A 23,187-nucleotide genomic window follows, 5' to 3' on the forward strand; every position below is an offset into this window, starting at 1 on the left:
CAATCTTTTGCGGTATTTATTTCTTTCCAAAGGTATGCTATTCGGTTGTGGAGGGGTCATATTTAATAGGCAATACGATTTATTTTCATTTACATACTATCCAGTCAGTATTTAATTGTTTATTATTATAAATAAGGCCCATTGGTTATATTAGTCATTTTTTTAGGGAATAGGTAGGTGATTCTTCCTTCAGTTTGTGAACACCGAGCAACTATGTGTGAAATTTGTTGTACTCGCCTCATCATCACACCGGCTTGCCTTTTATTGCCTGGATGTTGCAGGAAAACATTTTATACAATTGGAGGTTACTATGAAAACTCAAGTTAAAAAAGATTTGGACAAAGATTGGCATATGTTGATTCAAGAAGCTAGATCCATTGGATTGGGCATTCATGATGTGAGGCAGTTTTTAGAATCTGAAACAGCGATGAGAAAAACCAATCACAAAAAGGCCGTCCGCCAAGACTAATCCGGACAGGCGGATCTTTTACCTCTGGCTTTTCTATCATCTGATCTGAGTTTTCACCATTTCCTCTATTCGATAGCTTATATACTGTGGGATTTTGAGGACAAACGGTGTTTCAGCCTAAAATATGACAGACAGCTGGTAATGCGGTCACCTCTTGGCACATGCATTGTCATAAAGAGGTGATGCGAGCATAAAACCGGACTTTAGAAAAAAGGGCAGCTTTGCATAAGCTGCATTTGGTGAGGTTTTGAAAGCAAACAGCTGGAAAACCTTCGCCCGTTTTATACCCCCGCGTCTAAACTTCACGTTTCCTGCTTTTTTCATCCCCTTTATGATCCTGAAGAATAAATCAGACTTTCTGTACATACCTATTGGTGTACCTTTATGCTTATTTTTCAGCAGGATAATAAGGAGGAAAGCCATGTACAGATCGCAAGCTGATTACCAAAAGATTGCTGGATCTCCGTCTTTTCAAGCCTTTTTGAAGCAGAAACAGGCCTTTATTGTTCCAACTGCGATTTTCTTTTTTGTCTTTTATTTTTCACTCCCTGTTTTAACGTCTTATTTCACCTTTTTGAATACTCCGGCAGTCGGTGCTGTTTCATGGGCTTGGCTGTTTGCCATCGCACAATTCGCTATGACCTGGACACTCAGTACGGTGTATTCCCGAAAGGCAGTTCGTTACGACCAATTTGTAAACGCTTTAAAAGAAGAGCTAAAGGGTGAACAGACATGAACCTGACAGCGTTTCTGTTATTTGTAGCGATTGTCGGACTAACGCTTGTGATTACGTATTTTGCCGCGAAACAGACAAAAACGACGAGTGAGTTCTATACGGCCGGCGGCGGGCTCACCGGTGTTCAGAATGGACTGGCAATTGCCGGCGACTACATGTCTGCCGCATCGTTCCTCGGCATTGCCGGAATGATTGCATTATATGGCTTCGATGGATTTTTTTACAGCATCGGTTTTCTTGTCGCTTATCTCGTTGTCCTCTATATCGTGGCGGAGCCGCTTCGGAATCTCGGAAAGTATACGATGGCGGACATGATTGCGGCGCGTTTTAAAGAAAAGAAGATCCGCGGTGTCGCCGCTCTCAATACCATCGCCATCTCTACCTTTTATATGATCGCTCAGCTCGTGGGAGCAGGGGCGCTGATTAAACTGCTGCTTGGGCTCGATTATACCGTGGCCGTTCTGATTGTCGGAGTGCTCATGACCATTTATGTCGTGTTCGGCGGAATGATCGCGACGAGCTGGGTTCAGATTATTAAAGCCGTTTTGCTGATGGCCGGCACCCTCGTCATCTCAATCATTGTTTTTTCTAAATTCGGTTTTAACCTCAATACAATGTTTGAGCACATGAAAACGGCTACTCCGCTTGGCGCTGATTTTTTAAATCCAGGCAACAAATACAAGGTCCCGCTTGAAACCCTGTCGTTGAATTTGGCACTTGTGCTGGGGACCGCCGGCCTTCCGCACATCTTAATTCGCTTTTATACAGTTAAGGATGCCCAAACTGCCCGGGCATCAGTCGTTTCAGCAACGTGGATCATCGGTGTGTTTTACATTATGACGGTATTTCTCGGATTTGGCGCGGCCGCGTTTGTCGGTTTTGACGCGATTACAGCGGCCGATCCAGCGGGAAACATGGCGGCGCCGCTTCTGGCAAAAGCACTCGGAGGGGATTTCCTGTTCGCGTTTGTATCAGCCATCGCCTTTGCCACGATTTTGGCAGTGGTGACAGGCTTGGTGCTTTCTGCCGCTTCAGCGTTTGCCCATGATATCTATAGCCAGATTATCAGAAAAGGAGAAGCAACTGAGAAAGAACAGATGAAAGCGGCTAGATGGGCATCTATTGCCGTGTCAGTGCTGTCTATCATTCTTGCGATTTTTGCACAATCCTTAAATGTCGCATTTCTTGTCGCATTGGCATTTGCCGTTGCCGCCAGCGCAAACCTTCCGCTGATTGTGTTTACTGTGTTTTGGAAAAGATTTAATGCCTCAGGCGCATTATGGGGCAGCCTGACTGGGCTGATCAGTGCTCTTGTCCTCGTGTCGATGAGCCCGAGTGTGTGGGACCCGGCCGGAGGTGCTATTTTTGTAGGCGAGCCGCTCATCCCGCTTTCTAATCCGGGCATCATTTCGATTCCGCTAGGTTTCCTCGGTGCGTGGCTTGGAACGCTTCTGTCTTCTGATAAAACTGCTCATGAAGATACATTTGCGGAAATACAGGTGAAGGCACATACCGGGATTCATATGGATCAGGATTAAAAAAGGCTCTCTAAACAGATTTTTGTTTAGAGAGCTTTCTTAGGTTACGTTTTCTGTTGTTCCTGAGAAATCGCGTTTTCAAATACTTCCTTGCCGGCTGCTCCTGGAATCACGGTGTCGCCGATGACAAAGGTTGGTACGGCTGTAATGTCAGCTTCTTCATAGGCGTGCTTCAGAGCTTGCCGCTGCACATCCTGATATGTTCTTGCTTCCAGTGCAGCTTTGAACAATGCTCCGTCTAAGCCGACTTCCTCGGCCAGCTTCGTCAAGATTTCAATCTCTCCGATGTTTTGGCCCTCTTGGAAAAATGCTGCAAATACACGGGTATTGTATGCATGTCCTTTGTTGTATTCTTTGGCAAAGTGAAAGCCTTCAAAAGCCAAGTCTGTATAAGGGTGAGGCGAGACGTTTGGAAATTTGATGTCGACTCCCAATTTCTCCGCCATCGGTCTGATCGAGGTTTGCCACATATATTTCTTGGAAGGATCGTTTACAGGATCAAGCTGCGGTGAAGGACTTGGACGCAATTCAAACGGCATCCACTCGACTTCAACATCCTTTCCTTTTATCGCCTCTTCAAAAGCGGCTTTTCCAATGAAACAAAATGGGCACACGTAATCTGAATAAACTTTTATCTGTACGGTCATGATTGTCTCCTTTCGTATAGGTTGATTTTAAACTGTAACAATAAAAGTTACAACTGTTTTTTAAAAAAGAAGCCTGCATGGCTTCTCTTTACGATTCAAGCAACCGCTGAGCAATATATTCTCCTTTTTTGCACCCGCCGGGGATTGCATATAAAGCAGAACCAATCGTTTGCGTATATTCATTTAACGCATCCTTTGCCGAAAGTGCCTTCAGCATGGGGATGAACTGATTGTCGGGATTTTTTTGAAAGCTGATAAACAGGAGACCTGCATCCATATAGCCGGTTTTCGAGTCAATGCCTTCTGTGTAAGAAAAGGCTCTTCGCAAAATCTGTTTCCCCGTAGATTTCGCAAGGCTGACGTGCGAATTTGACGGGATTTGATTCAGCTTGACAGGGTCTGTTTCTTTTTTTTGGCCAAAGGGTGCCCCCGAGCTTTTTCTGCGGCCGAAAGTATCCTCTTGATCCTTCAGGGAAGAGCGGTCCCAAATTTCAAGGAACATTTTGATTTTCCGAAAAGCCATATAAGTTCCCCCGGTCATCCAGTCAGGCTCGCCGGACTGAATCCACACGATCGAGTTCATCAAGGTGTCATCCTTGGTACTTTGGTTTCCTGTTCCATCTTTAAACCCAAATAGATTGCGCGGCGTTTCTCCATTTTTGCCTCCGCTTAAAAAGCCTTTGTTTATCAGGCGGACTTCACAGGTGCCCACCGCTTGATTCAATAGGTTTCGCAGCGCGTGAAACGCCACCTGTTCATCATCTGCGCATACTTGGATGCAGATGTCTCCGCCTCCCTGCTTCGCATCGAGATTGTCATTCGGCATAGCCGGAAGGGCAGCAAGGTGTTTCGGTTTCTTGCTTTTCAGTCCGAAGCGATCCTTCCCATCTTTTTCGAAAAAGTCAGGCCCGAAGCCAAATGTAACCGTTAAGTTGGAAGGCGGTAAATCAGCCGATTCACCTGTATCCTGCGGTGGCAGGTATTGATTTTTCTGTTCGCTCGACATTTTTTTGCCTGACGTCAGCATGTGTGTCAGGCTGGTCCAGTTTCTGAATAACGTGATGATATCGCTTTTCTCCTTCGCCGTCACATCAAGCGCGGCAAAATACACGTACGACTGATGGGCAGTGGTGATTCCGGCCTGATGCTTTCCATAAAACGGAATAATCTGGTCATCCTCTTTTTCGTCCTTCTTCGATGACTTAGCCGCGGTCTGAACAAGCGGAGCAAGACCGCCGAGACCGCTGGCGCCAATCGCCACGGCCGCACCAGCCATCGCTCCCCATTTTAAAATGTCCCGTCTGTGAATTTGTTCTGGCTTTTTTTGTTCATCGCTCATGCTGTTACAAAACTCCTTTTATAGCACATTCGCAATCTTCGACATGGTTTCAGAAAGAGTCGTCAGCTTTGTGCTCAGCTCTCTGATTTGATCTTCACTTAATTTATCATAAGACGTATAGGCCTGATCATTTGTTTTGTATTTTGCCATTAAAACTTCAAATTCACTGAATTCGGTATCCAGCTTTTCCGTCAGGTCAGAGTGGTCTTTTACGAGCGCGCTTTTCACAGTTTGATACACGGCCTCAGAGCCTTCAACATTTGCCATAAGATCGACTAAATCGATTCGTGAGTAGCGCTCCTCTTCACCCGTAATTTTAGAAATACCTGCTTCGTTCAGAAGCTCCATCGCACCCGCCACAATTTGTTCTGGCGTTAATGTCAATGATTCAATCAAACCGTCAAGCTCTTTTACATCCTTGACAAGCTGGTCAGCCGTCGCCTTTTCCCCGGAAATATGTTTATCCTTCCAAATGGCTTTCTCAAGCTTGTGGAACCCTGTCCACTTGTCCCCTTCTTCTACATCGTTTTCACGGGCATCAATTTTCGGGTCAAGATCTCCGAGGCTTTCCGCAATCGGTTCAATTCTCTCGTAATAGACGCGCGCTTTCGCATATAACGTCTTTGATTTTTCAATATCGCCGGCCTTCACGGCAGCTGTAAATGCTTCAGTCGCCTTCACAAGCTGATCACTCTGTTCTTTGACGTATTCTTTATATTCATCTGCCGCTTTTGCCAGCTGATCGCTTGCCTTTTTGCTGCTCTTCTTCGCTTCTGTCAGGTCTTCTAAGGACGCTTTCAGTGACTCGGATTCTGTCTTAATTTTGTCTGTATCCGGTTTGGCTTTTTGCGCCTCTGTATAGATAGGCTGAAGGTGCTTTTCGATTTCTGTGTATTCGAACGGATAGTCGCTGCGAATATCATTTTCAAAAGAAAGCCAGTAGCTGTTTAATTCTTTCCCCTTCTTTTGAATCTCTTTTTGATCGGCTTTTTCTGCTGATTCATTCAGCTCGGAAATCATGTTCTCCATTTTATTGACGGAAGCCGTGATCTCTTTGCTTACTCCGCTTTTTTCAGAAGAAGCTTTTTCTTTAGTTGACGAAGTGTCATTGGCTCCGCATCCTGCACACAGTGCAAGGATGCATCCGGCTGTTACAGCAATCTTTGTGATATTCATTTTGTCAGTTCCTTTCCGTTTGTAAAATGTTTTGCCGCTTCTGAGACAAGCGCAATCAGTAAAAATAGTAAAATTAGCAATTGCGGAATCGTACTGTACACGGACGGGTAGATTCCGAGAACGGATACAGACGGAAGCCAGCTTTCTGCGTCAGACGGAAGAATCCCCGCGAGCTGCAGGCTGTGAACGCCTGTTCCAAGAAATTTCACGCACATATACAGGACAACCGCCATTGACAGCAGAAAAAACGGTTTCAATGGAATACGCATTCCGAGCTTTATCATAAGAATACCGACAATGACGAGAACGACAAGGCCCGCAGCTGTCCCGCCGATCAGCTCAGGGAGAGAGAGCTTTCCAACAAGGCCGATGAAAAAGATGACTGTTTCGAGCCCCTCCCTCACGACTGCCAGAAATGCAATGAGCGCAAAGGAAAGCAGGCTTCGTTTTTTCAGCGCCTGTGATTTCTGGATATTGATTTTTTCTCTCCACTTGTCCATCGAGGCGTTCCTATGCAGCCACACCCCGACATACAAAAGCATGACAGCGGACAGCACGCCGGTGATTCCGCCTAGCAAGAAATTGTTTTCTCCGAATACCTTCGAGGAGAACAGGAGGGTGACGCCGATTCCGGCTGCTAAGGAAACAAACATGCCGGCTGACGCGCCGCCCCAGATCCAAGCAGAAGAACGGGTGACACGGGCTTTTTTTGTCATGGTCAAAAGCGCCCCGATGACAAGCAGCGCCTCCATTCCTTCTCGAATTGGGATCAATGCCGCGTCCCACCAGCTGTAGCTGCTCGAAGCAATCGGCTCAAGCAATTGAATCATTTCGTCAATTTGCTTTAATACCTGATCGGGATGGCTGTCGATTTCAGCCTTTATGAGTGCCAGATTTTCCTCCGATGTGGTATAGGCTTCTTTGGATTGGGATACGACGTCTCCTTCTACGGCCAGCCAAGATGTGATTAAGTTGTCGATAGCGGCTGACGCCTCATCCAGCTGATCTTTTTCTATCAATTGTTTTGTTTCTTTTAAGCTTTGAATATAGGCTGTTAAGGACGTCCTTGATTGACCCGAGGATGCCTTTTTCAGCACAACAGCCTGCTGGTAGGTTTCTAAGTGAGAAGAAAGCTCTTCAAGCTGTGTTTCGAGTTTGTTCGCGTCTTGATTAATGAAAGAAAGAGAAATCATAGCGATATTCGAGTCCATTTTGCTGTGGGAAGAAATATTTTCCTTCTTAATAGATGGTTCTTCCTTTTTCCACGCCGATTTGAAGGTCTCAAATGTTTGCTGTGCGGAATCTATATCTCCATCTTGTACTGATTTAATCATTTGCTTGTTTAATTCAAGCAGGGAAGCAATTGGATCATTTTCCGCATGCGCCGCTGAACCGAAAAATATCAACAAGCTGAGTAATATAAGTGCCAGCCCCCGAGCCATCATGTTCCTCCTATAATTGAAAATGATTATCATTATATATCATAATCATAGCCAGTTCCCGCCCTTTGTCAATGAAAATTTGAAGGTCTGAAAACCTTGGCAGAACAGCAAAAAGGCTGCCCTTTACAGGACAGCCTCTTGAAAGCAAAATCGGGTTATCGGCCGGTCTTATATGTGTGAATAACATCGTAAAATTTGCGTGCGGCTTCTTCCGGATCTTCCGTCAGACTGATAGCGCTGATCATACTGACACCGTCAGCGCCCGCTTCAATTACAGGACCGGCATTTTCTATTGTGATACCGCCGATGCCGACAATCGGGATGCTGATGCCTTGACGTCTCACCGCTTCAATGAGAGACACACCCTGCACAGCTCTTGTATCCTTTTTCGTTTCCGTCGGGTAGATCGGCCCGAGACCGACATAATCTGCCCCATCTTCCTCGGCTTGCTTTACCTCAGACATCGTATGGGCGGACACGCCAAGGATCATATCGCCAATGGCGTCGCGTACCTCTTTTGCTTTCGCATCCTCTTGGCCGATGTGCACACCGTCTGCCTTCAGCTTCAGTGCCAGCTCCACATCATCATTGACAATGAAAGGGACTCCGGCTTCACGGCATGCCGCCTGAACCTTTGCGGCGAAGTCAATCCGTTCCTCCCCTGTCAGTGCGCCTTCGCCCTTTTCGCGAAACTGGTACAGAGTGGCACCGCCTTTTAATGCGTTTTGTACAACTGCCAGAGGATCGGCTTTCGTATTGTTTGAACCCATAATAAAGTAAACAGATAATAGCTCTTTCATCATTTCCCGAGAAATACGTGTCATGAGACTGTCACCCTTTCTATTGTCGCTAACTCTGATACATCTTGTTCAGAGACAGAAGACAGCTTGTTCAGCAATTCAATCTGAAAGCTCCCCGGACCTTTGTCAGCTGTCTGCTGCGCGGCAAGCTGAGCCGCAACACCATATGAGGAAATCGCAGCGATGGCAGCGAATAACGGATTTTTTTCCACTGCACAAAACGCACCGACTACTGAAGTCAGAAGACATCCGGCGCCTGTCACCTTCGTCAGCAGCTTGTGGCCGTTATGAAGAGTGTATACGTTAGATGCGTCGGCAATTACGTCGACTTCCCCAGTAATCGCAATGACCGTGTTCAGTTTTTGCGCCGCCTGTTGAGCCAGACGGACAGTGTCGCCTCCGCCTTCACCGGCATCGACTCCTTTGATCATCCAATCCGCAACACCCACGGTATGTGCAATTTCAGCGGCATTTCCTCTGATTGCAGAGAGGCGCACCTCACGTATAATCTCACGTGCCGATTCAGTGCGGAACGGTGTGGCACCAGCCCCCACGGGATCAAGAATGACGGGTACGCCATGTTCATTCGCTGATTTACCCGCAATGATCATAGCTTCGACGGTTTCCTTGCTTAGCGTTCCAATATTTAAAACGAGCGCGCCCGCGATTTTCGCCATATCGGCGACCTCTTCTTTCGCATAAGCCATTACGGGTGATGCACCGAGGGCGAGCAGACCGTTCGCTGTAAAATTCGTCACCACATTGTTTGTTATGCTGTGCACCAGAGGGCTATGCTTCCGGACGGCTGTTAATCGTTTTGCTGCTGATTGTGCATCCATGTTAGCATCATCCTTTACTCTCTCTTTTTTTCGGATCCCATAAATACGATTTCGTATGTTCAAGCCAGGCTCTTGCCGCAAAGGACAAATAGCGGTCCTTTCTCCATATAATCGCAAGATGCCAAGGGATGACCGGATCGACAAGCGGAATGACTTTGACCTTTTCCGGATCAAGGCCGCGACATATGCGTTCCGGCAAAAGTCCGATCCCCAGGTTGGCTGACACCATCTCACTGATAAAATCCCATTGTGAGGTTTCGTAAATGATATGAGGTCTGAATCCGGCCTTGATACATTCCATCATAATTCTATTGTGGAGAACAAAATCCTCCCTGAAGAAAATAAAAGGCTCTTCCTTCAAATCCTGCAATCGGCTCTCTTTCTCACCCGCCAGCCGGTGGGAAGGGTGTACGACAAGCATTAATGTTTCTTTTACGATCGTAAATGAATGAAAAATGTCTTCGTTTGCAGGAAGAACAACAACGCCAATGTCAAGAGAACCGTCTCCAACGCCTTCTTGGACTTTGATAGAGCCGTCCTCAACGAGCTGAAAGGTCACATTCGGATAATTTTCCCGAAAATCGCCGAGCACTCGCGGGAAAAATCCTGATCCGATCATCGGCGGCAGCCCGATTCGCACATGCCCTTTCTTGACCTCCATAATATCATTTAACTCGGATGTCAGGTTTTGAAATGATTTAATAATTTCCTGCGCCTGCACATACATGCTATGGCCGGCGTCCGTCAGCTCCACCTGTCTGCCGTTTCGGTAAAAAAGCTCGATCCCAAGCTCAGCTTCTAAATTTTTGATCATTTTCGATATCGTCGGCTGAGAAACATAAAGTGATTGAGACGCCTTCGTAAAACTTTTCAGACGGGCGACCTCCAGAAAATATGTTAAATGGCGAATGTCCATTTGTTTCACCCTTTCTATAGACAAAAGGAATACTTATTATGCTTAATATATATTTTACCTATAGCGTAACCTCATGTACAATATGAATATAAGGGAGGCATCAAAATGAAAAAACTGTTGCTTACCGTTATTCAAATCGCTCTGTTATTTATATTCGCTCGGCTGATCAATTGGGTGACAGCCCTTCTTCATATAAATATTCCCGGCAGTATAATTGGGATTGTGATTCTTTTCACATTATTACACTTTAACATCATCAAGCTTGAATGGATAGAGCTTGGCGCGGCGTGGCTTCTTGGGGAGCTGCTTTTATTTTTTATCCCGTCTGCCGTCGGAGTGATTGAATACGGAGACATTATGTCAAAATTCGGTGTCAGCATTTTGCTTGTTGTCATCATCAGCACGTTTGTCGTGATGGTGTCCACAGGAACGCTTACACAACTTATTGCAAAAAGAAAGGAGAAAAAACATACGTGTTCATCGGAATTGTAAGTTTGTTATTAACGGTTTTGGTGTATTTAGGAGCAAAAAAAGTATATTCGCGTTTTCCGCGAGTCTATACGTCGCCGCTATTGGTGACGCCTGCTGTGTTAGTCGGTCTGCTGCTGCTGGTGAATGTCCCGTATGAGACATATAATCTCGGTGGTGAAGTGCTGACCGATATGCTTCAGCCGGCTACCGTGGCATTTGCGATCCCGCTTTATAAATATTTCCCTGTTTTAAAGAAATACGCAGTGGAAATTATTTTGAACGTCGCCTTCGGCTCATGCATCGCGATTATTTCTACAGCTCTTATTGCGAAATGGCTTCACCTCGGAACTGGCTTGATTGACAGCCTCGTTCCAAGATCAGTGACAACGCCGATCGCCATGAACGTATCTGAAATGATCGGCGGAATGCCTGCGGTCACAGCCATATTTGTCATTTTGACCGCTTTGTTCGGCACTGTCATCGGCCCGATAGTCATCCGCTATTTCCGCATTGATAACGAAATTGCGCGGGGCGTGCTTCTCGGCACAAGCGCACATGGAGCGGGCACATCTAAAGCATTTGAGCTCAGCTCTGTGTCCGGCACGATTTCCAGCGTATCAATGATCCTCGCAGCGATTATGACGCTTTGCGCGGCTCCGTTTTTAATTTCATTTATGTAAGAAAAAACACCATTTCTTATTAAATCAGAAATGGTGTTTTATTATTAATTATAATTAATCAATATTACCAGAAATAGTTACTCTCCCCTCTTTTACTTCATATATTTCATCACTAATTAATTCTAGAAAATATCTATCGTGACTTGAAATTAGGATTAACTTATTTCTTTTTTTATATTCATTCAAAAATGTTTTAATTCGCTCAATCGTTGCTTCATCGAGTGCATTCGTTGGTTCATCAAGTATCAGCAGATCCGGATTTTCCATTATAGCTTGGCCTATAGCTAATCGTTGTTTCATTCCCAATGAGAATTTCTTATATTTTCTTGAGTCATTCTTGTCCAAACCAACAACCTCTAAGGCATGGTTTATATCCGCGTCTGCAGCCTTCTTTTTGATAGATGCAAGTACTTTCAAGTTCTGTTTACCAGTTAAATGAGGAATGAAATCTGGATTTTCAATAACAATTCCCATGCTCTCCGGAAACGAAATATCCTTATGTAAAATATCTCCGTTTACATTTATAACCCCTTTATCGGGCACTAGGAGCCCTGAAATGACTCTGAAAAGCATTGATTTTCCAGAACCGTTAGAACCTCTAAATCCATATATTTTTCCTGATCCTAATTGAAGCGAAACATTGTTTACTACCTTGTTGGAATTCAACGTTTTCGTTACATTCTCTAATGTTATTGAAAAAGACATATTGTTCTCCTTTAGAAAAAGTTTTGACGTCCAATTCTCCTTATCGCTAAAAATACCCAAACTATGATGATAAGAGAAAAGAAAAGCAAATAATTATTATGAACATAATGCATATGCATCTGGTACGCATAAGTGACAAAGGAGTATCTCCCTGGAAAAGGGATATTTACCCATACAGGCAGTATCAACAATCCGTATATTATAATAAAAGAGAAGATGGGTTTGACTCTTAAGATCAATACAGACTGACATATACCACAAATTACAAATGTTAAGAATACTGTAAAAAAAGTGTAGATTGTAGCATTATTATAGTGAAAACTTCCATGTTTTAAAAAAACTGCTATATGCACTAATAAAATCAGTAACAGACAATAACTACAACATAATAGTATAGTGTAAAGCAGTTTACCGAGTAACCAACGTTCTCTTGATAAAAATCTAGTAAGGGTAAGAGAAATCATGTTGCTTCGTTGATAATATAAATAATTGCCGTTTAATAACAAATAAAAGCCGCAAATAAAGAAATAAGGGAAAGGTAAAGAAAAAACTTTATTTCCCATTATTGACTCCCAAACTGAATTAATATTAATCATTTGAAGGCTACTGACAATCAAAAACAGCAAAAAAATATTAATAACAATCCAAATGATCCATGGCCATTTATTTTGTCTCCAAACATTTATCATGTCAAATAAATACATTTTTTGTTATCTCCTCAACATTTGAAAAGATTTTGTTAATTTCAAGCAAATTAAAGTCAAAAAAACAATTACAATCAAAAGATACAGCCTATTATAAAACAACGTATAAAGTGAATAATCAAAAGTTGAAGATATTGCTTGAATGAATAAAATAGAAAAAGAGTCGTATATATCATTAAATAAAATCAAAAGTACAACAGCTGAACCAATTAAAGTTCCATAAATAGGGGAGATCAATTGAAACATTAAAATAATTAGTTGGACAATAAATAAAATCAGTAACCACCCTACTAACAAAAATATTATTTGCATGATTTCATTCTTATTAACAATCTGAAGACTATTCATAAACATATCAGGTTTTAAAATCAATGCAGTAAGGATCGTGGTTAATATTGATAATACTAAAAACGCAGTAGTTCTTAACAAAATAAGCAATAAGAGAAACCGAAAAAAAATCTTTCTGTTATTGAAACGTGAAACAACGTAATTTGAAAAATGCCAGCTATTCATATTTAATAAAAAAATACACACTGTAATAAAACTTGTAGGTGAGCCTAATATATTTGAAAGCATTCTAATTAAGCTAATATTTGTTACTTCGTTAATTGTATTATTATAAAACACACTCATATTCAACAACATTAAACATATAAGACTTAATAAAATATTTTTACGATTTATTTTTAGAAGGTAATAAAAAAAATTATTTCTCGACATATTTTTTCATTCCAATAAAACAACCTATTAAAGATAATATTAAAACGAAAGATGGTACTGCAAAAACATAAAATACAGAAATCCCTGTAATCGATTGAATAGGATTCATTAATAATATAGGTGATAACTGGGGATAAAAAATTTCACATACAGGTTCTAGAACTAAAACAATTAAAAATGGAGACAAATATGCTAAATACCTATTCTTTAAAAAAGTAGATAGACATACGCCTAGAATTGCAAAAGATCCTGCATAATAAAACAAAATGAATATATATATTAACATGTATATATTCGGATGATACTTTGCAATTTGATGAAACAGATGATAATTTTCAACAAATTGTCCGCTTGTTAAATTATCCCCAAACATTATGGTCATTAGTACAAATGATAATAAAAATGGAAAAACAAACAAGAAACCACCACTAATAAATGATGTTATCAATTTTGCTCCAAAATACTTAATTGCAGAACTACGAGTTATAATAAATTGAAAATAACCGCTTTTCTTTTCTTCTAATACACTTGTGCTATACGGTAAACAAGAAATTAAAGCAAATAATAATATTAGCATCCCGCTAATAACCGAATCATTTGTACCAAGCCAGAAATAGAGGGAAAAGCTCAAATGAACCTTATCAAAATAAGGAATATTGAATTTTTGATAGACAGACACAAAAATATCTATCCCAAAAAGGACAATCATGATTAATAAGGAGAATTTGTACTTATTCGAACCAAAAACATCTTTGATATTATTTTTTAACAGTTGATAAAACAAAAAAAAACCTCCAATTCAAATAACTAGAAAGAATAAAACTCTTTCTAGTTATTTGTGAAATTATACCTATCGGCGACTATCAGGACTCCATACTCCTTTTGCCGAAATAACAACAGCGTTTGGAGTGCCTCTGACTTCTCCAGCAATTCTAACAGGTGTCTTACCTTTATTCTCGTATGCAACATTTGGAATATTCTTTTTTTGACCGCTTGTAATATCTATGTAGTGACCGCCTGATAAATCTGTTTTATCTTTACCAACAACCCATAAACGCAATGTCCGATCCTTACCTATCCAAGAGTTTTTTTGATATACTGAGGAGTCATTATATTTTGTTCTTGCTGGCGTATATGCATTAACATGGTACCCTTTTGGCATTTGGAGATAATAACTAGAATCTTTTGTATCTCCTTTTGCTAGTACATTAGTTGTAATCAAACCAGACAATAGAACCATTGTACCCAAAGAACATGTAAGTATATTTTTCATTTTCACTATTTAACTACTCCTTTTTATTAGATATATAAGGATTATATACATATAGTTTCCATTAGTCAAATGGATATTTGTATTTTTTTTGCTTTTTAAATGAGAATTTCCTAAATGAGAGATTGCCAGATGGTCATCCGCTATTTCCGATTATTGCGCGGGGCGTGCTGCTCGGCACAAGCGCACATGGAGCGGGCACATCGAAAGCATTTGAGCTCAGCTCTGTGTCCGGCACGATTTCTAGTGTGTCAATGATCTTAGCTGCGATTATGACGCTTTGCGCGGCTCCGTTTTTAATTTCATTTATGTAAGAAGAAAAAGCTGTTCTGGCAAGGGCCGTTTTTTTATGTCTCCTTCCATTGAAAAGCTGTGAAATTACAATATAATGTAATTTACAGATACCAAAGGAGGCACCCCCCCATACATAACTTGCAAGTGAAACGGCACTGCGCAGCTTCGGCAACTGGTTCTGTACGTTTGTTGGCGGATACATTTTTGACTACGTTTCCATTTTCGCAGTCTATCTGCTCTTCGCCATTCTTAGCATAGCAGGCGCAGGGCTGACATTATATTTAATAAAAGCAGAAAAAAATAAGCATTCGCTTCATCAGACGGCTGTTACTTTTAAACCATAACGACTATAATGAATAAAAAGGAAGGAAGTGTGCTATGAACGGGCAAGAACGGAGCAGCATTTCTAAAGGATTACAGGTAGATATTGTATTGAAAGCGGATCAAAAAACAGGAAAACTGACGCGAGGCACAGTGAAGGATATTTTAACGAAATCTAGCTATCATCCGCACGGCATTAAAGTCCGTCTTGAAGATGGCCGTATCGGACGCGTCCAGCAGATCATTTCTACATAAAAAGCTGCCCCTGAACCGGGCAGCTTTTCTCTTTTTATTTTTTCTGCAGAAAGACAACTTTTAAGTAATTGCCTTCTGGATATGCCGATATCGTTTTGAAATCCTCCGGCAATGTAAATTCCTCTATAATCGTATAGCTTTCATTTGTTTCTTTGAACGCGGCATCGATAAAGCCTTTGAATTTCTTCATTCCGAAGGCGCTGCTGTTTGTAGAGGCGACAATGATGCCCTTGTCGGCTGTAATGGCGATCGTTTCCTTCAGCAGATTTTTATAATCCTTGGCCGCGCTGAAGGTGCGTTTTTTTGTGCGGGCAAAGGATGGCGGGTCGAGAACAATCAGATCAAAGCGCAGATCCTTTTTCGCCGCATATGAGAAGTATTTAAAAACATCCATCACTTTAATATCGTGCGCCTCGTAATCCAGCTTGTTCACGCTGAATTGCTCGATCGTTTTGGCCAGGCTTCGATTTGCCACGTCCACGCTTGTTGTTTTCTCCGCTCCGCCAAGCGCTGCCGCCACTGAGAACGCACCTGTATAAGAAAACGTGTTTAAGACGTTTTTTCCACTGGCATAGCGGTCTCTGATCGCTTTGCGCACATGTCTTTGATCTAAAAAGATGCCTGTCATAGCGCCTTCGTTTAAATCAACCGCGTATTGTATCCCGTTTTCTTGAATGATGATCGGGAACTCGCCTCTTTCTCCCTTTACGAAGTCATCATCCTCGACATATTGTCCAGCCGTATCGAAGCGTTTCTTTTCGTAAATCGCTTTATATTCAATATCCAGTTCATCCAGAGCGGCAATCAGCGTTTCTTTAAAGGTGTAAATGCCTTTGCTGTACCATTGGAGAAGCAGGTACCCGTCATAATAATCAACAGTGACGCCGCCGATGCCGTCGCCCTCCCCGTTGAAGATTCGGAAAGCCGTTGTATCATGCGCCGCGAAAAGACTTGCACGCGCTTGTACCGCTTTTGTTAATTTGCTGAGGAAGAATGTTTGGTCGATATGTTCATTTTTATTGCGTGTGAGCGTCCAGCCGACCCCTTTGTTTTGCAGGCCGTAATAGCCCCTCGCGAGAAACTCGCCGCTTTCAGACACGACATCAACGAGGTCGCCTTCTTTGACGTGCCCCGCACTGCCGGTGAGGGCTTCCTTTTCGATCAGCGGATAGCCTTTTTTGATTTTTGCAGCGTGTGCTTTCTTTAGGGTGAGTAGCTTCATATATGTTCGTCCTCTTTCTGTTTGCTTTTTCTTATCGTACCACAAAACGCCAAGATGTCTGCATTGACAGAAAGGAAAGGTTTTTCTACGATAGACAAAAAGAGTTTCTAGGAGGAACAGCATGGCAAAACGAATTGACCATACAGGCATTATGGTAAGAGATATTAACGCGTCTATTTCATTTTATGAAGAGGTTCTCGGCATGAAATTGAAAGACCGCATCACTCATACGAACGGTATTATCGAGCTTGCTTTTCTTGGCTTTGAAGATGGTCCGGAAACAGAAATCGAATTGATTCAAGGCTACAGCAGCGAGCTTCCCGCCGAAGGTAAAGTGCATCACATTGCCCTGCTGACTGATGACATCGCGGCCGAATATACAAAAGCGGAAAGAATGAATGCGAAATTTATCGACGAAGAGATTACAACACTTCCAAACGGGTATCGTTATTTTTATATCGAAGGCCCTGACGGCGAGTGGATTGAGTTCTTTCAGCGGTGAAAATCAAAGAACGTACATTTTTCATGTACGTTCTTTGTTTATCTATACCAACTGATATACGTTGACTCATCGCAAAACATGGCTTCCCAGCCCATACCCTGAACCATGTCATGAATGTTTTCATCTTTCGCAAGAAAAACATTTATGAATGAGTCGTATACACTCATAAACACAAAATCCATTTTCTCATCAGTCAACATGAGCTCTGCGGCGGCTTCATCAAGAACCATCCGCAAGTTAGCCTCAGTTGTGTCCAAAAAGCCGCTGTTTTCCACAATTGGTTCTGAGTAATAAAACCGATTGGACCCGTTGTAACGAAGCACTTTTACCAAAGCGGGAATATGAAAATTTGAAATATGGTCCTCACTAGGATAAAAGAGATCTCCTTTTAAGTTCGCATGTAAACGTTCAGCTAAATCCTCTCTCGCGTACTCATCCCTTAAAGCAAATATCGATGTCTTCAAAGCCAGCCCCAGCTCTGCATGTGTTTGGAATCCGCATGAAGACATGATTTCTTTCCATGTAACTGCTTTTCCTTTTTCTCTTACTTCTTGATCATTCGGATAAATATGCTCATACTCATTTTTTCTCTCAGCTTTTTCCCACCCTTCCGGCATTTGAATAAAAGGAGAAAATAAAATAGCAGCTGATGTATATTCAACTGGTAGATGTTTTAAGATTGGTGATTCGTCATCTAACCATATGTATTCTAGCATGCGCACCTCCTTTACATATTCTAACATTCATGAAAGAAGATCATCAGCCTTTTAACAGCTGATGATCTATAACATTACATCAAGACATATTTTTATCCCCGGATTCAACCGCACTCTCTTCCTTCCATTTTTGATGATCCCAAATTCTGAAAAACGGATAGTAGATAGCACATGTAATGAGCAGGTTCACCAGCTGCATGACGGCGCCCGATACTTTTCCGCCTGTCGCCAGGTACCCTGAAATGATCGGCGGCATGGTCCATGGCACGGCAATCCCGGCGGGCCTTGCCACCAGTCCGGTGCTCATGCCAATATAAGTGGCGGTAATGGTGAGGAGCGGGGCTATAATGAACGGAACGATAAGGAGCGGGTTCATCACAATCGGCATGCCGAAAATGATCGGCTCGTTGATGTTAAAGAGCGCGGGCCCGATGCCTAAGCGGCCGAGCTGCTTCATCTGTTTGCTCCGGGACCGCACAAGCATAGTGAGTACAAGTGCCAGCGTTGCCCCGCTTCCGCCGACATTAATCCAAATTTGAAAAAACTGAGTCGTAAAAATGCTCGGCAGCGCCTCGCCCGCTTGAAACGCGAGACGGTTTGCATCCATGGCGCCATACCAAATCGGCGCCATAATACCGCCGATGATCGAAGCGCCGTGAATGCCGCACGACCAAAGCAGCATTTGCACGAATTCAGCGATCAGACTCCCGCCGAGGCTGCCGCCAAGGATGGAAAGCGGTGTGCCGAGCAGGTCTCCGACGACATTGTGCAGGCTTTCAAAAGGCGTCATTTCAACCAAAAGACGCGCCAGCCATATAAGAAATACGATGATAAAGCCGGGAATCAGCGCGACAAATGATTTGCTTACTGCCGGCGGCACGCCGTCAGGCATGTTAAACACAATATTTTTTTGAATGATGTACCGATAGACTTCAGTTGAAAACAAGGCGATGATCATGGCGACAAACAGTCCCTTGCTGCCGAGCAATGTGATGGGAATTCCGCCTCCGACCATGATTGATTCTGTTGAGCCATCCGGCGTAAAAGGCACCTCAAACGGCGTTGCCAATAAGAAGGCTGCAATTGAAATCGCTCCGGCCGACAGCGCATCAACACCGTAGCTTTCAGCCAGCCGATAGGCGATCCCGAAAGCCGCAATCATTGCCATAATATCGAATGAAGCATTGACAGGATAGCCGAGCTTATCCGCCCACTGTTCCCCAAACACACTCGCCATAAAATCAGCATAACCGGGAATCGGCAGGCTGGTTAAAATCAAAAAGACTGAACCGATAATAATCAGCGGCATGGTCAAAACAATTCCGTCACGCAATGCGCTGAGATGCCGCTGTCCGGCAATTTTCCCAGCGACAGGCATGATTTTTTCTTCCATCACCCGAGTGAACGCGCTCATCTGAAAAGCCCCCTTTTCTCATTGCTTTGTGAACAACCTTTGCAATGTTTTCTTTATCTTATTTTGAAAACGCTTACAAATTCATGTGGAAAATTTCCTCTTCCTGCGGAAAAAATCTGAATTCTCCTGAGCCATCCTATCAATGAAAAAATTTTTTCCTTCTTACTATCAAAATCACATTATCCTCCGATATATATATCAAACATCATAGAAAAAGGAGAAGAACTATGAAAAACACGTTTTGCAAATTTGTTGTATCAGCCACTCTGTTTTTCAGTTTTCTCGCCCTAGGGCCACTTGCACATGCAGAAAACAGCAACCAGAATGAAATCATTGTGGTCTATAAAAACAAAGACGGCAAAGAAACTGTACTAGACAGTGATGCTGAGGTTGAGCAGCAGTATAAGCATCTTCCGGCGGTAGCGGTCAAAGCAGATCAAAAGACAGTAAAAGAATTCAAACAGGACCCTGATATTTTGTATGTCGAAAACAATGTCACGTTCACCGCAGCGGACAATACAGACCTCAAAATACTGTCAGAGGACGCCGACACCTCTGACAACTTCGAACAATGGAACCTTGAACCGATTCAGGTCAAACAAGCTTGGAAGGAAGGGTTGACAGGGAAAAACGTCAAAATCGCTGTCATCGACAGCGGGATCTCCCCCCACGACGACCTGTCGATTTCCGGCGGGTACTCAGCTGTCAGTTACACCTCTTCTTACAAAGACGATAACGGCCACGGAACGCATGTCGCCGGGATTATCGGCGCTAAGCATAACGGATACGGAATTGACGGCGTTGCACCGGAAGCACAAATATATGCGGTTAAAGCGCTTGATCAGAACGGCTCGGGAGATCTTCAAGGCCTTCTCAAAGGGATCGACTGGTCGATAGCGAATGGGATGGATATCGTCAATATGAGCCTTGGCACGTCTTCAGACAGCCAGATTCTTCATGACGCCATGGACAAAGCATATGAAAAAGGCGTACTGCTCGTTGCCGCAAGCGGAAATGACGGAAACGGAAAGCCAGTAAATTACCCTGCGGCATACAGCAGTGTCGTTGCAGTGTCAGCGACAGATCAACGCAATCAGCTCGCAGCCTTTTCGACAACAGGAAATGAAGTTGAATTTTCAGCACCGGGAACAGACATCACGAGCACGTATTTACATCAATATTACGCGACGGGAAGCGGCACATCCCAAGCGACACCGCACGCCGCTGCCATGTTTGCTTTATTAAAACAGCGTGATCCTGGTAACACGAACGTGCAGCTTCGCGCCCTCATGCAGAAAAACATCGTTGATCTCGGAATGACGGGGCGCGATCAGCAATTCGGCTATGGCCTGATCCAGTATAAAGCCCAGCAGGCAGATAAAGCGTACGCGGCGGCTGAGCAAGCGGTCAAAAAAGCTGAACAGACAAAGGCACAAGCCGATATTGACAAAGCGAGAAAGCTCGTCAGCCAGCTGCCAGATTCCAACGCAAAAAAAGCTTTGCAAAAAAGACTGGATAACGTTCAGGCATACAGAAATGTAAAAGACGCGAAGGACAAAGTGGCAAAGGCAGAAAAGTATAAAACCAAGCAAACCGTTGATACAGCACAAGCCGCAATCAACAAACTGCCGAACGGTACGGATAAAAAGAACCTCTAAAAACGCTTAGATCAAGTCAAGCGCTATATCGCATCAAAGCAAGCGAAGGACAAAGTCGCCAAAGCGGAAAAAAGCAAAAAGAAAACAGATATCGAAAGCGCTCAATCGGCAGTCAGCAAGCTTCCGGCAAGCTCAGAAAAAACGTCCCTGCAGAAGCGTCTCAACAAAGTGAAAAGCATCAATGTAAAAACGGCGCAGCAATCAGTCGCCGCAGCGGAAAAGAAATCAACTGACGCAAATGCGGCGAGAGCCCAAAAGGCTGTCAATGAACTTCAGTCCGGAAAAGACAAAACGTCATTGCAAAAACGGTTAGATAAAGTGAAGAAAAAAGTGGCGGCAGCTGAAGCCAAAAAAGTCGAAACGGCCAAAGCCAAAGTGAAAAAAGCGGAAAAAGACAAGACAAAAAAATCAAAAACAGCCGCTCAGTCCGCAGTAAATCAATTAAAAGCATCCCATGAAAAAACAAAGCTGCAAAAACGGCTGAACGCCGTTAAGCCGAAGAAATAATTGAAAAACCTTTAAGGCGTAATGCTCGTCTTAAAGGTTTTTTTCATCTGTTAAGTGGTGTACGCAACCTTTTTCCCATTTGTTTCACAGGCTTTTCATACTATTGCTATCCTGCTGTGAACAGCATAAAATGAACGTTATTACAGATATCAACTGCATAATGCGGGATTGTGACTGGCAAGCAGGCAAGACCCAACGATGCAAAGGGAGTATTAGTGCCTAGAAAAAGAAAGGTATTTTAACTCTTCTTTTCGTGTTGGGCTCGTAACGGCGCCATGGACATTTCTGCTTTATATGTTTCGTAATGCCCCGTCACCCGACGAGGGCATTTTTTGATGGCTCAGAATGATTTATAGTTTTTCTCACTTTTTTCATTTTGATTGTCAACTTTTCATTTGATACGATGAACAAGCCGACTTTTCTTCAGCAGAGGAGGTTTTTATTGTTTGCAAAAAGAGATTGCGAAAGAATTATTGCTCCTCGCAGGAGGAAAAAACAACATTAACAGCATCAGCCACTGTACAACTCGTCTTCGTTTCGAAGTCAAGGATGAAACGAAAATCGACATACGTGCTATTGAAAATCTGCAAGGTGTGCAGGGCACCTTTTTCAGATATGGCCTGTTCCAAATTATTTTTGGGGCAGGTGTCGTCAACAAAATTTATAAAGAAGTCGTTTGTGTGTGGGAGGCATCGCCTTCTGAAGAGGCTGTTCAAGAGAAACATGCCAGCCGCAAACTGAACCCCGTCACAACATTTGCTAAAACGCTGTCCGATATTTTCATGCCGATTATCCCGGCGATAACAGCAAACGGGTTGCTCATGGGGCTGATCGGCATGATTCAGGTCTTTCACTGGTTCTCTGCCGACAGCCCGTGGATCAAAGTGCTGGATCTCGTATCCAGCACCGCATTTATTCTGTTGCCGATTTTGGTTGGCTTTAGTGCCGCCAGACAATTTGGCAGCAACCCATTTTTAGGGGCATTGATAGGAGGGCTTCTGACTCATCCTGATTTGCTTGATCCATCCATGCTCGGCAGCAAAACCCCCGCTTCCTTGGACATATGGGGGCTGCATATTCCATTGATGGGCTATCAGGGCGCCATTATACCGATTCTTCTCTCCGTTTATATCATGAGCAAAATTGAGAAGCTTTTAAAAACGATTGTGCCCAAATCACTTGATGTCGTGATCATTCCCTTTATCACTGTGATGGTGACAGGGTGTCTCGCGCTGATTGTGATGAACCCCGCCGCAGTTATTATCGGCCAGGTCATATCGCAATCGATTGAATACATTTATCACCACGCAGGCATTGCTGCCGGAGCACTTTTCGGGGGCATCTATTCCACTATCGTTCTATCAGGCTTGCATCATAGCTTTTATGCGATTGAAGCGACTTTGCTTGCCGATCCTCATGTGGGTGTAAACTTTTTGGTGCCGATATGGTCAATGGCGAATGTGGCGCAAGGTGGAGCGGGACTGGCGGTTTTCTTCAAAACGAAGCAGTCCAGCCTGAAGAAAATCGCGCTCCCCGCTTCCCTTACCGCGTTTTTAGGCATTGTGGAGCCGATTGTGTTCGGGGTAAATGTGAAGCTGATCCGCCCCTTTATCGGAGCCGCTATTGGCGGTGCTCTCGGCGGGGCGTATGTAGTTGGGGCACACGTCGTCTCGAATTCCTACGGACTGACCGGCATCCCGATGATTTCAATCGTGCTGCCATTTGGCGTTGCGAATTTTGTTCATTATATGATCGGTTTTTTGATCGCGGCCGTCTCTGCTTTTATAGCTACATTGTTTCTCGGGTTTAAAGAAGAGACAGAATAACTGGATTTATTCGATTTCAT

Annotated in this window: 21 protein-coding genes and 3 pseudogenes; 11 read left to right on the top strand and 13 right to left on the bottom strand. The window is 43.4% G+C overall.

Annotation, left to right across the window (positions count from 1 at the left end; all coding sequences use genetic code 11):
- The first annotated feature begins 310 nt into the window (after positions 1-310).
- The 3 genes from slrA to HC660_RS19415 all read left to right on the top strand — a co-directional run bounded on the left by slrA (position 311) and on the right by HC660_RS19415 (position 2,743).
- Complete coding sequence (slrA, locus tag HC660_RS19405) at positions 311-469, top strand: transcriptional regulator SlrA (RefSeq protein ID WP_010332361.1); 159 nt, start codon at positions 311-313, stop codon at positions 467-469.
- 421 nt (positions 470-890) lie between these two features.
- On the top strand, positions 891-1,205 hold the full coding sequence (locus tag HC660_RS19410; protein WP_168749054.1) for a DUF485 domain-containing protein: 315 nt from the start codon (positions 891-893) through the stop codon (positions 1,203-1,205).
- The gene (locus HC660_RS19415) at positions 1,202-2,743 is read left to right on the top strand and encodes a solute symporter family protein (protein ID WP_168749055.1); all 1,542 of its coding nucleotides are present in this window, start codon (positions 1,202-1,204) and stop codon (positions 2,741-2,743) included. Before HC660_RS19410 ends, HC660_RS19415 begins: the two co-directional genes overlap by 4 nt.
- A 44-nt stretch (positions 2,744-2,787) precedes the next feature.
- On the opposite strand, the gene HC660_RS19420 is transcribed toward HC660_RS19415, so the two are convergent.
- The 7 genes from HC660_RS19420 to cidR form a co-directional block, all read right to left on the bottom strand.
- Entirely contained in the window at positions 2,788-3,390 is a 603-nt protein-coding gene (locus tag HC660_RS19420; RefSeq protein WP_168749056.1) for a DsbA family oxidoreductase, read from the bottom strand.
- A gap of 88 nt (positions 3,391-3,478) precedes the next feature.
- A complete protein-coding gene (gene efeB / locus HC660_RS19425) occupies positions 3,479-4,729 on the bottom strand; it encodes an iron uptake transporter deferrochelatase/peroxidase subunit (RefSeq protein WP_168749057.1) in 1,251 nt (416 codons plus the stop codon).
- A gap of 18 nt (positions 4,730-4,747) precedes the next feature.
- Positions 4,748-5,905 carry an iron uptake system protein EfeO gene (gene efeO / locus HC660_RS19430; RefSeq protein WP_168749058.1) on the bottom strand — a complete coding sequence of 386 codons (1,158 nt, stop codon included), beginning with the start codon at positions 5,903-5,905 and terminating at the stop codon, positions 4,748-4,750.
- Positions 5,902-7,347 (bottom strand): ferrous ion permease EfeU, encoded by a 1,446-nt coding sequence (locus HC660_RS19435; protein WP_168749059.1) that lies wholly within the window; start codon positions 7,345-7,347, stop codon positions 5,902-5,904. Before HC660_RS19435 ends, efeO begins: the two co-directional genes overlap by 4 nt.
- Before the next feature lie 155 nt (positions 7,348-7,502).
- Positions 7,503-8,171, bottom strand: coding sequence for a thiamine phosphate synthase (gene thiE, locus HC660_RS19440; protein WP_168749060.1), 669 nt, complete (start codon positions 8,169-8,171; stop codon positions 7,503-7,505).
- On the bottom strand, positions 8,168-8,986 hold the full coding sequence (thiM, locus tag HC660_RS19445) for a hydroxyethylthiazole kinase (protein WP_168749061.1): 819 nt from the start codon (positions 8,984-8,986) through the stop codon (positions 8,168-8,170). The genes thiE and thiM overlap by 4 nt, the downstream gene beginning before the upstream one ends.
- Before the next feature lie 7 nt (positions 8,987-8,993).
- Positions 8,994-9,902: a cidABC operon transcriptional activator CidR gene (gene cidR, locus HC660_RS19450; RefSeq protein WP_010332370.1), complete on the bottom strand. Its 909-nt coding sequence runs from the start codon at positions 9,900-9,902 to the stop codon at positions 8,994-8,996.
- Between the two features lie 105 nt (positions 9,903-10,007).
- On the opposite strand from cidR, the gene HC660_RS19455 reads away from it, so the two are divergent.
- Together HC660_RS19455 and HC660_RS19460 are read left to right on the top strand one after the other, a co-directional pair.
- The gene (locus tag HC660_RS19455; protein ID WP_003227375.1) at positions 10,008-10,394 is read left to right on the top strand and encodes a CidA/LrgA family holin-like protein; all 387 of its coding nucleotides are present in this window, start codon (positions 10,008-10,010) and stop codon (positions 10,392-10,394) included.
- Entirely contained in the window at positions 10,376-11,053 is a 678-nt protein-coding gene (locus HC660_RS19460) for a CidB/LrgB family autolysis modulator (protein ID WP_168749062.1), read from the top strand. Before HC660_RS19455 ends, HC660_RS19460 begins: the two co-directional genes overlap by 19 nt.
- Positions 11,054-11,107: 54 nt before the next feature.
- Here the strand turns inward: HC660_RS19460 and HC660_RS19465 are convergent, their stop codons facing one another.
- The 3 genes from HC660_RS19465 to HC660_RS19475 all read right to left on the bottom strand — a co-directional run bounded on the left by HC660_RS19465 (position 11,108) and on the right by HC660_RS19475 (position 14,455).
- On the bottom strand, positions 11,108-11,758 hold the full coding sequence (locus HC660_RS19465) for an ABC transporter ATP-binding protein (RefSeq protein WP_168749063.1): 651 nt from the start codon (positions 11,756-11,758) through the stop codon (positions 11,108-11,110).
- A 1,410-nt stretch (positions 11,759-13,168) separates the two neighbouring features.
- Positions 13,169-13,966, bottom strand: coding sequence for an ABC transporter permease (locus HC660_RS19470; protein WP_168749065.1), 798 nt, complete (start codon positions 13,964-13,966; stop codon positions 13,169-13,171).
- A 66-nt stretch (positions 13,967-14,032) separates the two neighbouring features.
- Complete coding sequence (locus HC660_RS19475) at positions 14,033-14,455, bottom strand: DUF2712 domain-containing protein (protein WP_244956510.1); 423 nt, start codon at positions 14,453-14,455, stop codon at positions 14,033-14,035.
- 152 nt (positions 14,456-14,607) lie between these two features.
- Between HC660_RS19475 and HC660_RS19480 the strand changes: the two are divergent.
- The 3 genes and pseudogenes from HC660_RS19480 to HC660_RS19490 form a co-directional block, all read left to right on the top strand.
- A pseudogene (locus HC660_RS19480) lies at positions 14,608-14,766 on the top strand (LrgB family protein); the annotation flags it as partial.
- A gap of 144 nt (positions 14,767-14,910) precedes the next feature.
- Positions 14,911-15,090: pseudogene (locus tag HC660_RS19485) on the top strand (MFS transporter); the annotation flags it as partial.
- A gap of 34 nt (positions 15,091-15,124) precedes the next feature.
- Positions 15,125-15,322, top strand: coding sequence for a YwbE family protein (locus HC660_RS19490; RefSeq protein WP_010332373.1), 198 nt, complete (start codon positions 15,125-15,127; stop codon positions 15,320-15,322).
- A 34-nt stretch (positions 15,323-15,356) separates the two neighbouring features.
- On the opposite strand, the gene HC660_RS19495 is transcribed toward HC660_RS19490, so the two are convergent.
- Positions 15,357-16,544: a class I SAM-dependent rRNA methyltransferase gene (locus HC660_RS19495; RefSeq protein WP_168749069.1), complete on the bottom strand. Its 1,188-nt coding sequence runs from the start codon at positions 16,542-16,544 to the stop codon at positions 15,357-15,359.
- Between the two features lie 121 nt (positions 16,545-16,665).
- Here HC660_RS19495 and glxA point away from each other — a divergent pair, with 121 nt between their 5' ends.
- Positions 16,666-17,046, top strand: a complete 381-nt coding sequence (gene glxA / locus HC660_RS19500; protein WP_010332375.1) for a glyoxalase GlxA — start codon at positions 16,666-16,668, stop codon at positions 17,044-17,046.
- Positions 17,047-17,084: 38 nt separating this feature from the next.
- Here the strand turns inward: glxA and HC660_RS19505 are convergent, their stop codons facing one another.
- The gene (locus tag HC660_RS19505) at positions 17,085-17,762 is read right to left on the bottom strand and encodes a DUF2711 family protein (RefSeq protein WP_168749071.1); all 678 of its coding nucleotides are present in this window, start codon (positions 17,760-17,762) and stop codon (positions 17,085-17,087) included.
- A 79-nt stretch (positions 17,763-17,841) separates the two neighbouring features.
- On the bottom strand, positions 17,842-19,176 hold the full coding sequence (gene celB, locus HC660_RS19510) for a PTS cellobiose transporter subunit IIC (RefSeq protein WP_168749073.1): 1,335 nt from the start codon (positions 19,174-19,176) through the stop codon (positions 17,842-17,844).
- Positions 19,177-19,403: 227 nt separating this feature from the next.
- Between celB and HC660_RS19515 the strand changes: the two are divergent.
- A pseudogene (locus HC660_RS19515) lies at positions 19,404-21,341 on the top strand (S8 family peptidase).
- A 446-nt stretch (positions 21,342-21,787) separates the two neighbouring features.
- Positions 21,788-23,167 carry a sucrose-specific PTS transporter subunit IIBC gene (locus HC660_RS19520; RefSeq protein ID WP_168749074.1) on the top strand — a complete coding sequence of 460 codons (1,380 nt, stop codon included), beginning with the start codon at positions 21,788-21,790 and terminating at the stop codon, positions 23,165-23,167.
- The last annotated feature ends 20 nt before the right edge of the window (positions 23,168-23,187 follow it).

Origin of the sequence: Bacillus mojavensis (assembly GCF_012648005.1) — a bacterium.
GTDB classification, from domain to species: Bacteria; Bacillota; Bacilli; order Bacillales; family Bacillaceae; genus Bacillus; species Bacillus mojavensis.

What these genes read in the sequence shown, in the direction of transcription:
- slrA (WP_010332361.1), top strand. Translation starts at nt 311, where the DNA reads ATGAAAACTCAAGTTAAAAAAGATTTGGACAAAGATTGGCATATGTTG.
- HC660_RS19410 (WP_168749054.1), top strand. Translation starts at nt 891, where the DNA reads ATGTACAGATCGCAAGCTGATTACCAAAAGATTGCTGGATCTCCGTCT.
- HC660_RS19415 (WP_168749055.1), top strand. Translation starts at nt 1,202, where the DNA reads ATGAACCTGACAGCGTTTCTGTTATTTGTAGCGATTGTCGGACTAACG.
- HC660_RS19420 (WP_168749056.1), bottom strand. Translation starts at nt 3,390, where the DNA reads ATGACCGTACAGATAAAAGTTTATTCAGATTACGTGTGCCCATTTTGT.
- efeB (WP_168749057.1), bottom strand. Translation starts at nt 4,729, where the DNA reads ATGAGCGATGAACAAAAAAAGCCAGAACAAATTCACAGACGGGACATT.
- efeO (WP_168749058.1), bottom strand. Translation starts at nt 5,905, where the DNA reads ATGAATATCACAAAGATTGCTGTAACAGCCGGATGCATCCTTGCACTG.
- HC660_RS19435 (WP_168749059.1), bottom strand. Translation starts at nt 7,347, where the DNA reads ATGGCTCGGGGGCTGGCACTTATATTACTCAGCTTGTTGATATTTTTC.
- thiE (WP_168749060.1), bottom strand. Translation starts at nt 8,171, where the DNA reads ATGACACGTATTTCTCGGGAAATGATGAAAGAGCTATTATCTGTTTAC.
- thiM (WP_168749061.1), bottom strand. Translation starts at nt 8,986, where the DNA reads ATGGATGCACAATCAGCAGCAAAACGATTAACAGCCGTCCGGAAGCAT.
- cidR (WP_010332370.1), bottom strand. Translation starts at nt 9,902, where the DNA reads ATGGACATTCGCCATTTAACATATTTTCTGGAGGTCGCCCGTCTGAAA.
- HC660_RS19455 (WP_003227375.1), top strand. Translation starts at nt 10,008, where the DNA reads ATGAAAAAACTGTTGCTTACCGTTATTCAAATCGCTCTGTTATTTATA.
- HC660_RS19465 (WP_168749063.1), bottom strand. Translation starts at nt 11,758, where the DNA reads ATGTCTTTTTCAATAACATTAGAGAATGTAACGAAAACGTTGAATTCC.
- HC660_RS19475 (WP_244956510.1), bottom strand. Translation starts at nt 14,455, where the DNA reads ATGAAAAATATACTTACATGTTCTTTGGGTACAATGGTTCTATTGTCT.
- HC660_RS19490 (WP_010332373.1), top strand. Translation starts at nt 15,125, where the DNA reads ATGAACGGGCAAGAACGGAGCAGCATTTCTAAAGGATTACAGGTAGAT.
- HC660_RS19495 (WP_168749069.1), bottom strand. Translation starts at nt 16,544, where the DNA reads ATGAAGCTACTCACCCTAAAGAAAGCACACGCTGCAAAAATCAAAAAA.
- glxA (WP_010332375.1), top strand. Translation starts at nt 16,666, where the DNA reads ATGGCAAAACGAATTGACCATACAGGCATTATGGTAAGAGATATTAAC.
- HC660_RS19505 (WP_168749071.1), bottom strand. Translation starts at nt 17,762, where the DNA reads ATGCTAGAATACATATGGTTAGATGACGAATCACCAATCTTAAAACAT.
- celB (WP_168749073.1), bottom strand. Translation starts at nt 19,176, where the DNA reads ATGAGCGCGTTCACTCGGGTGATGGAAGAAAAAATCATGCCTGTCGCT.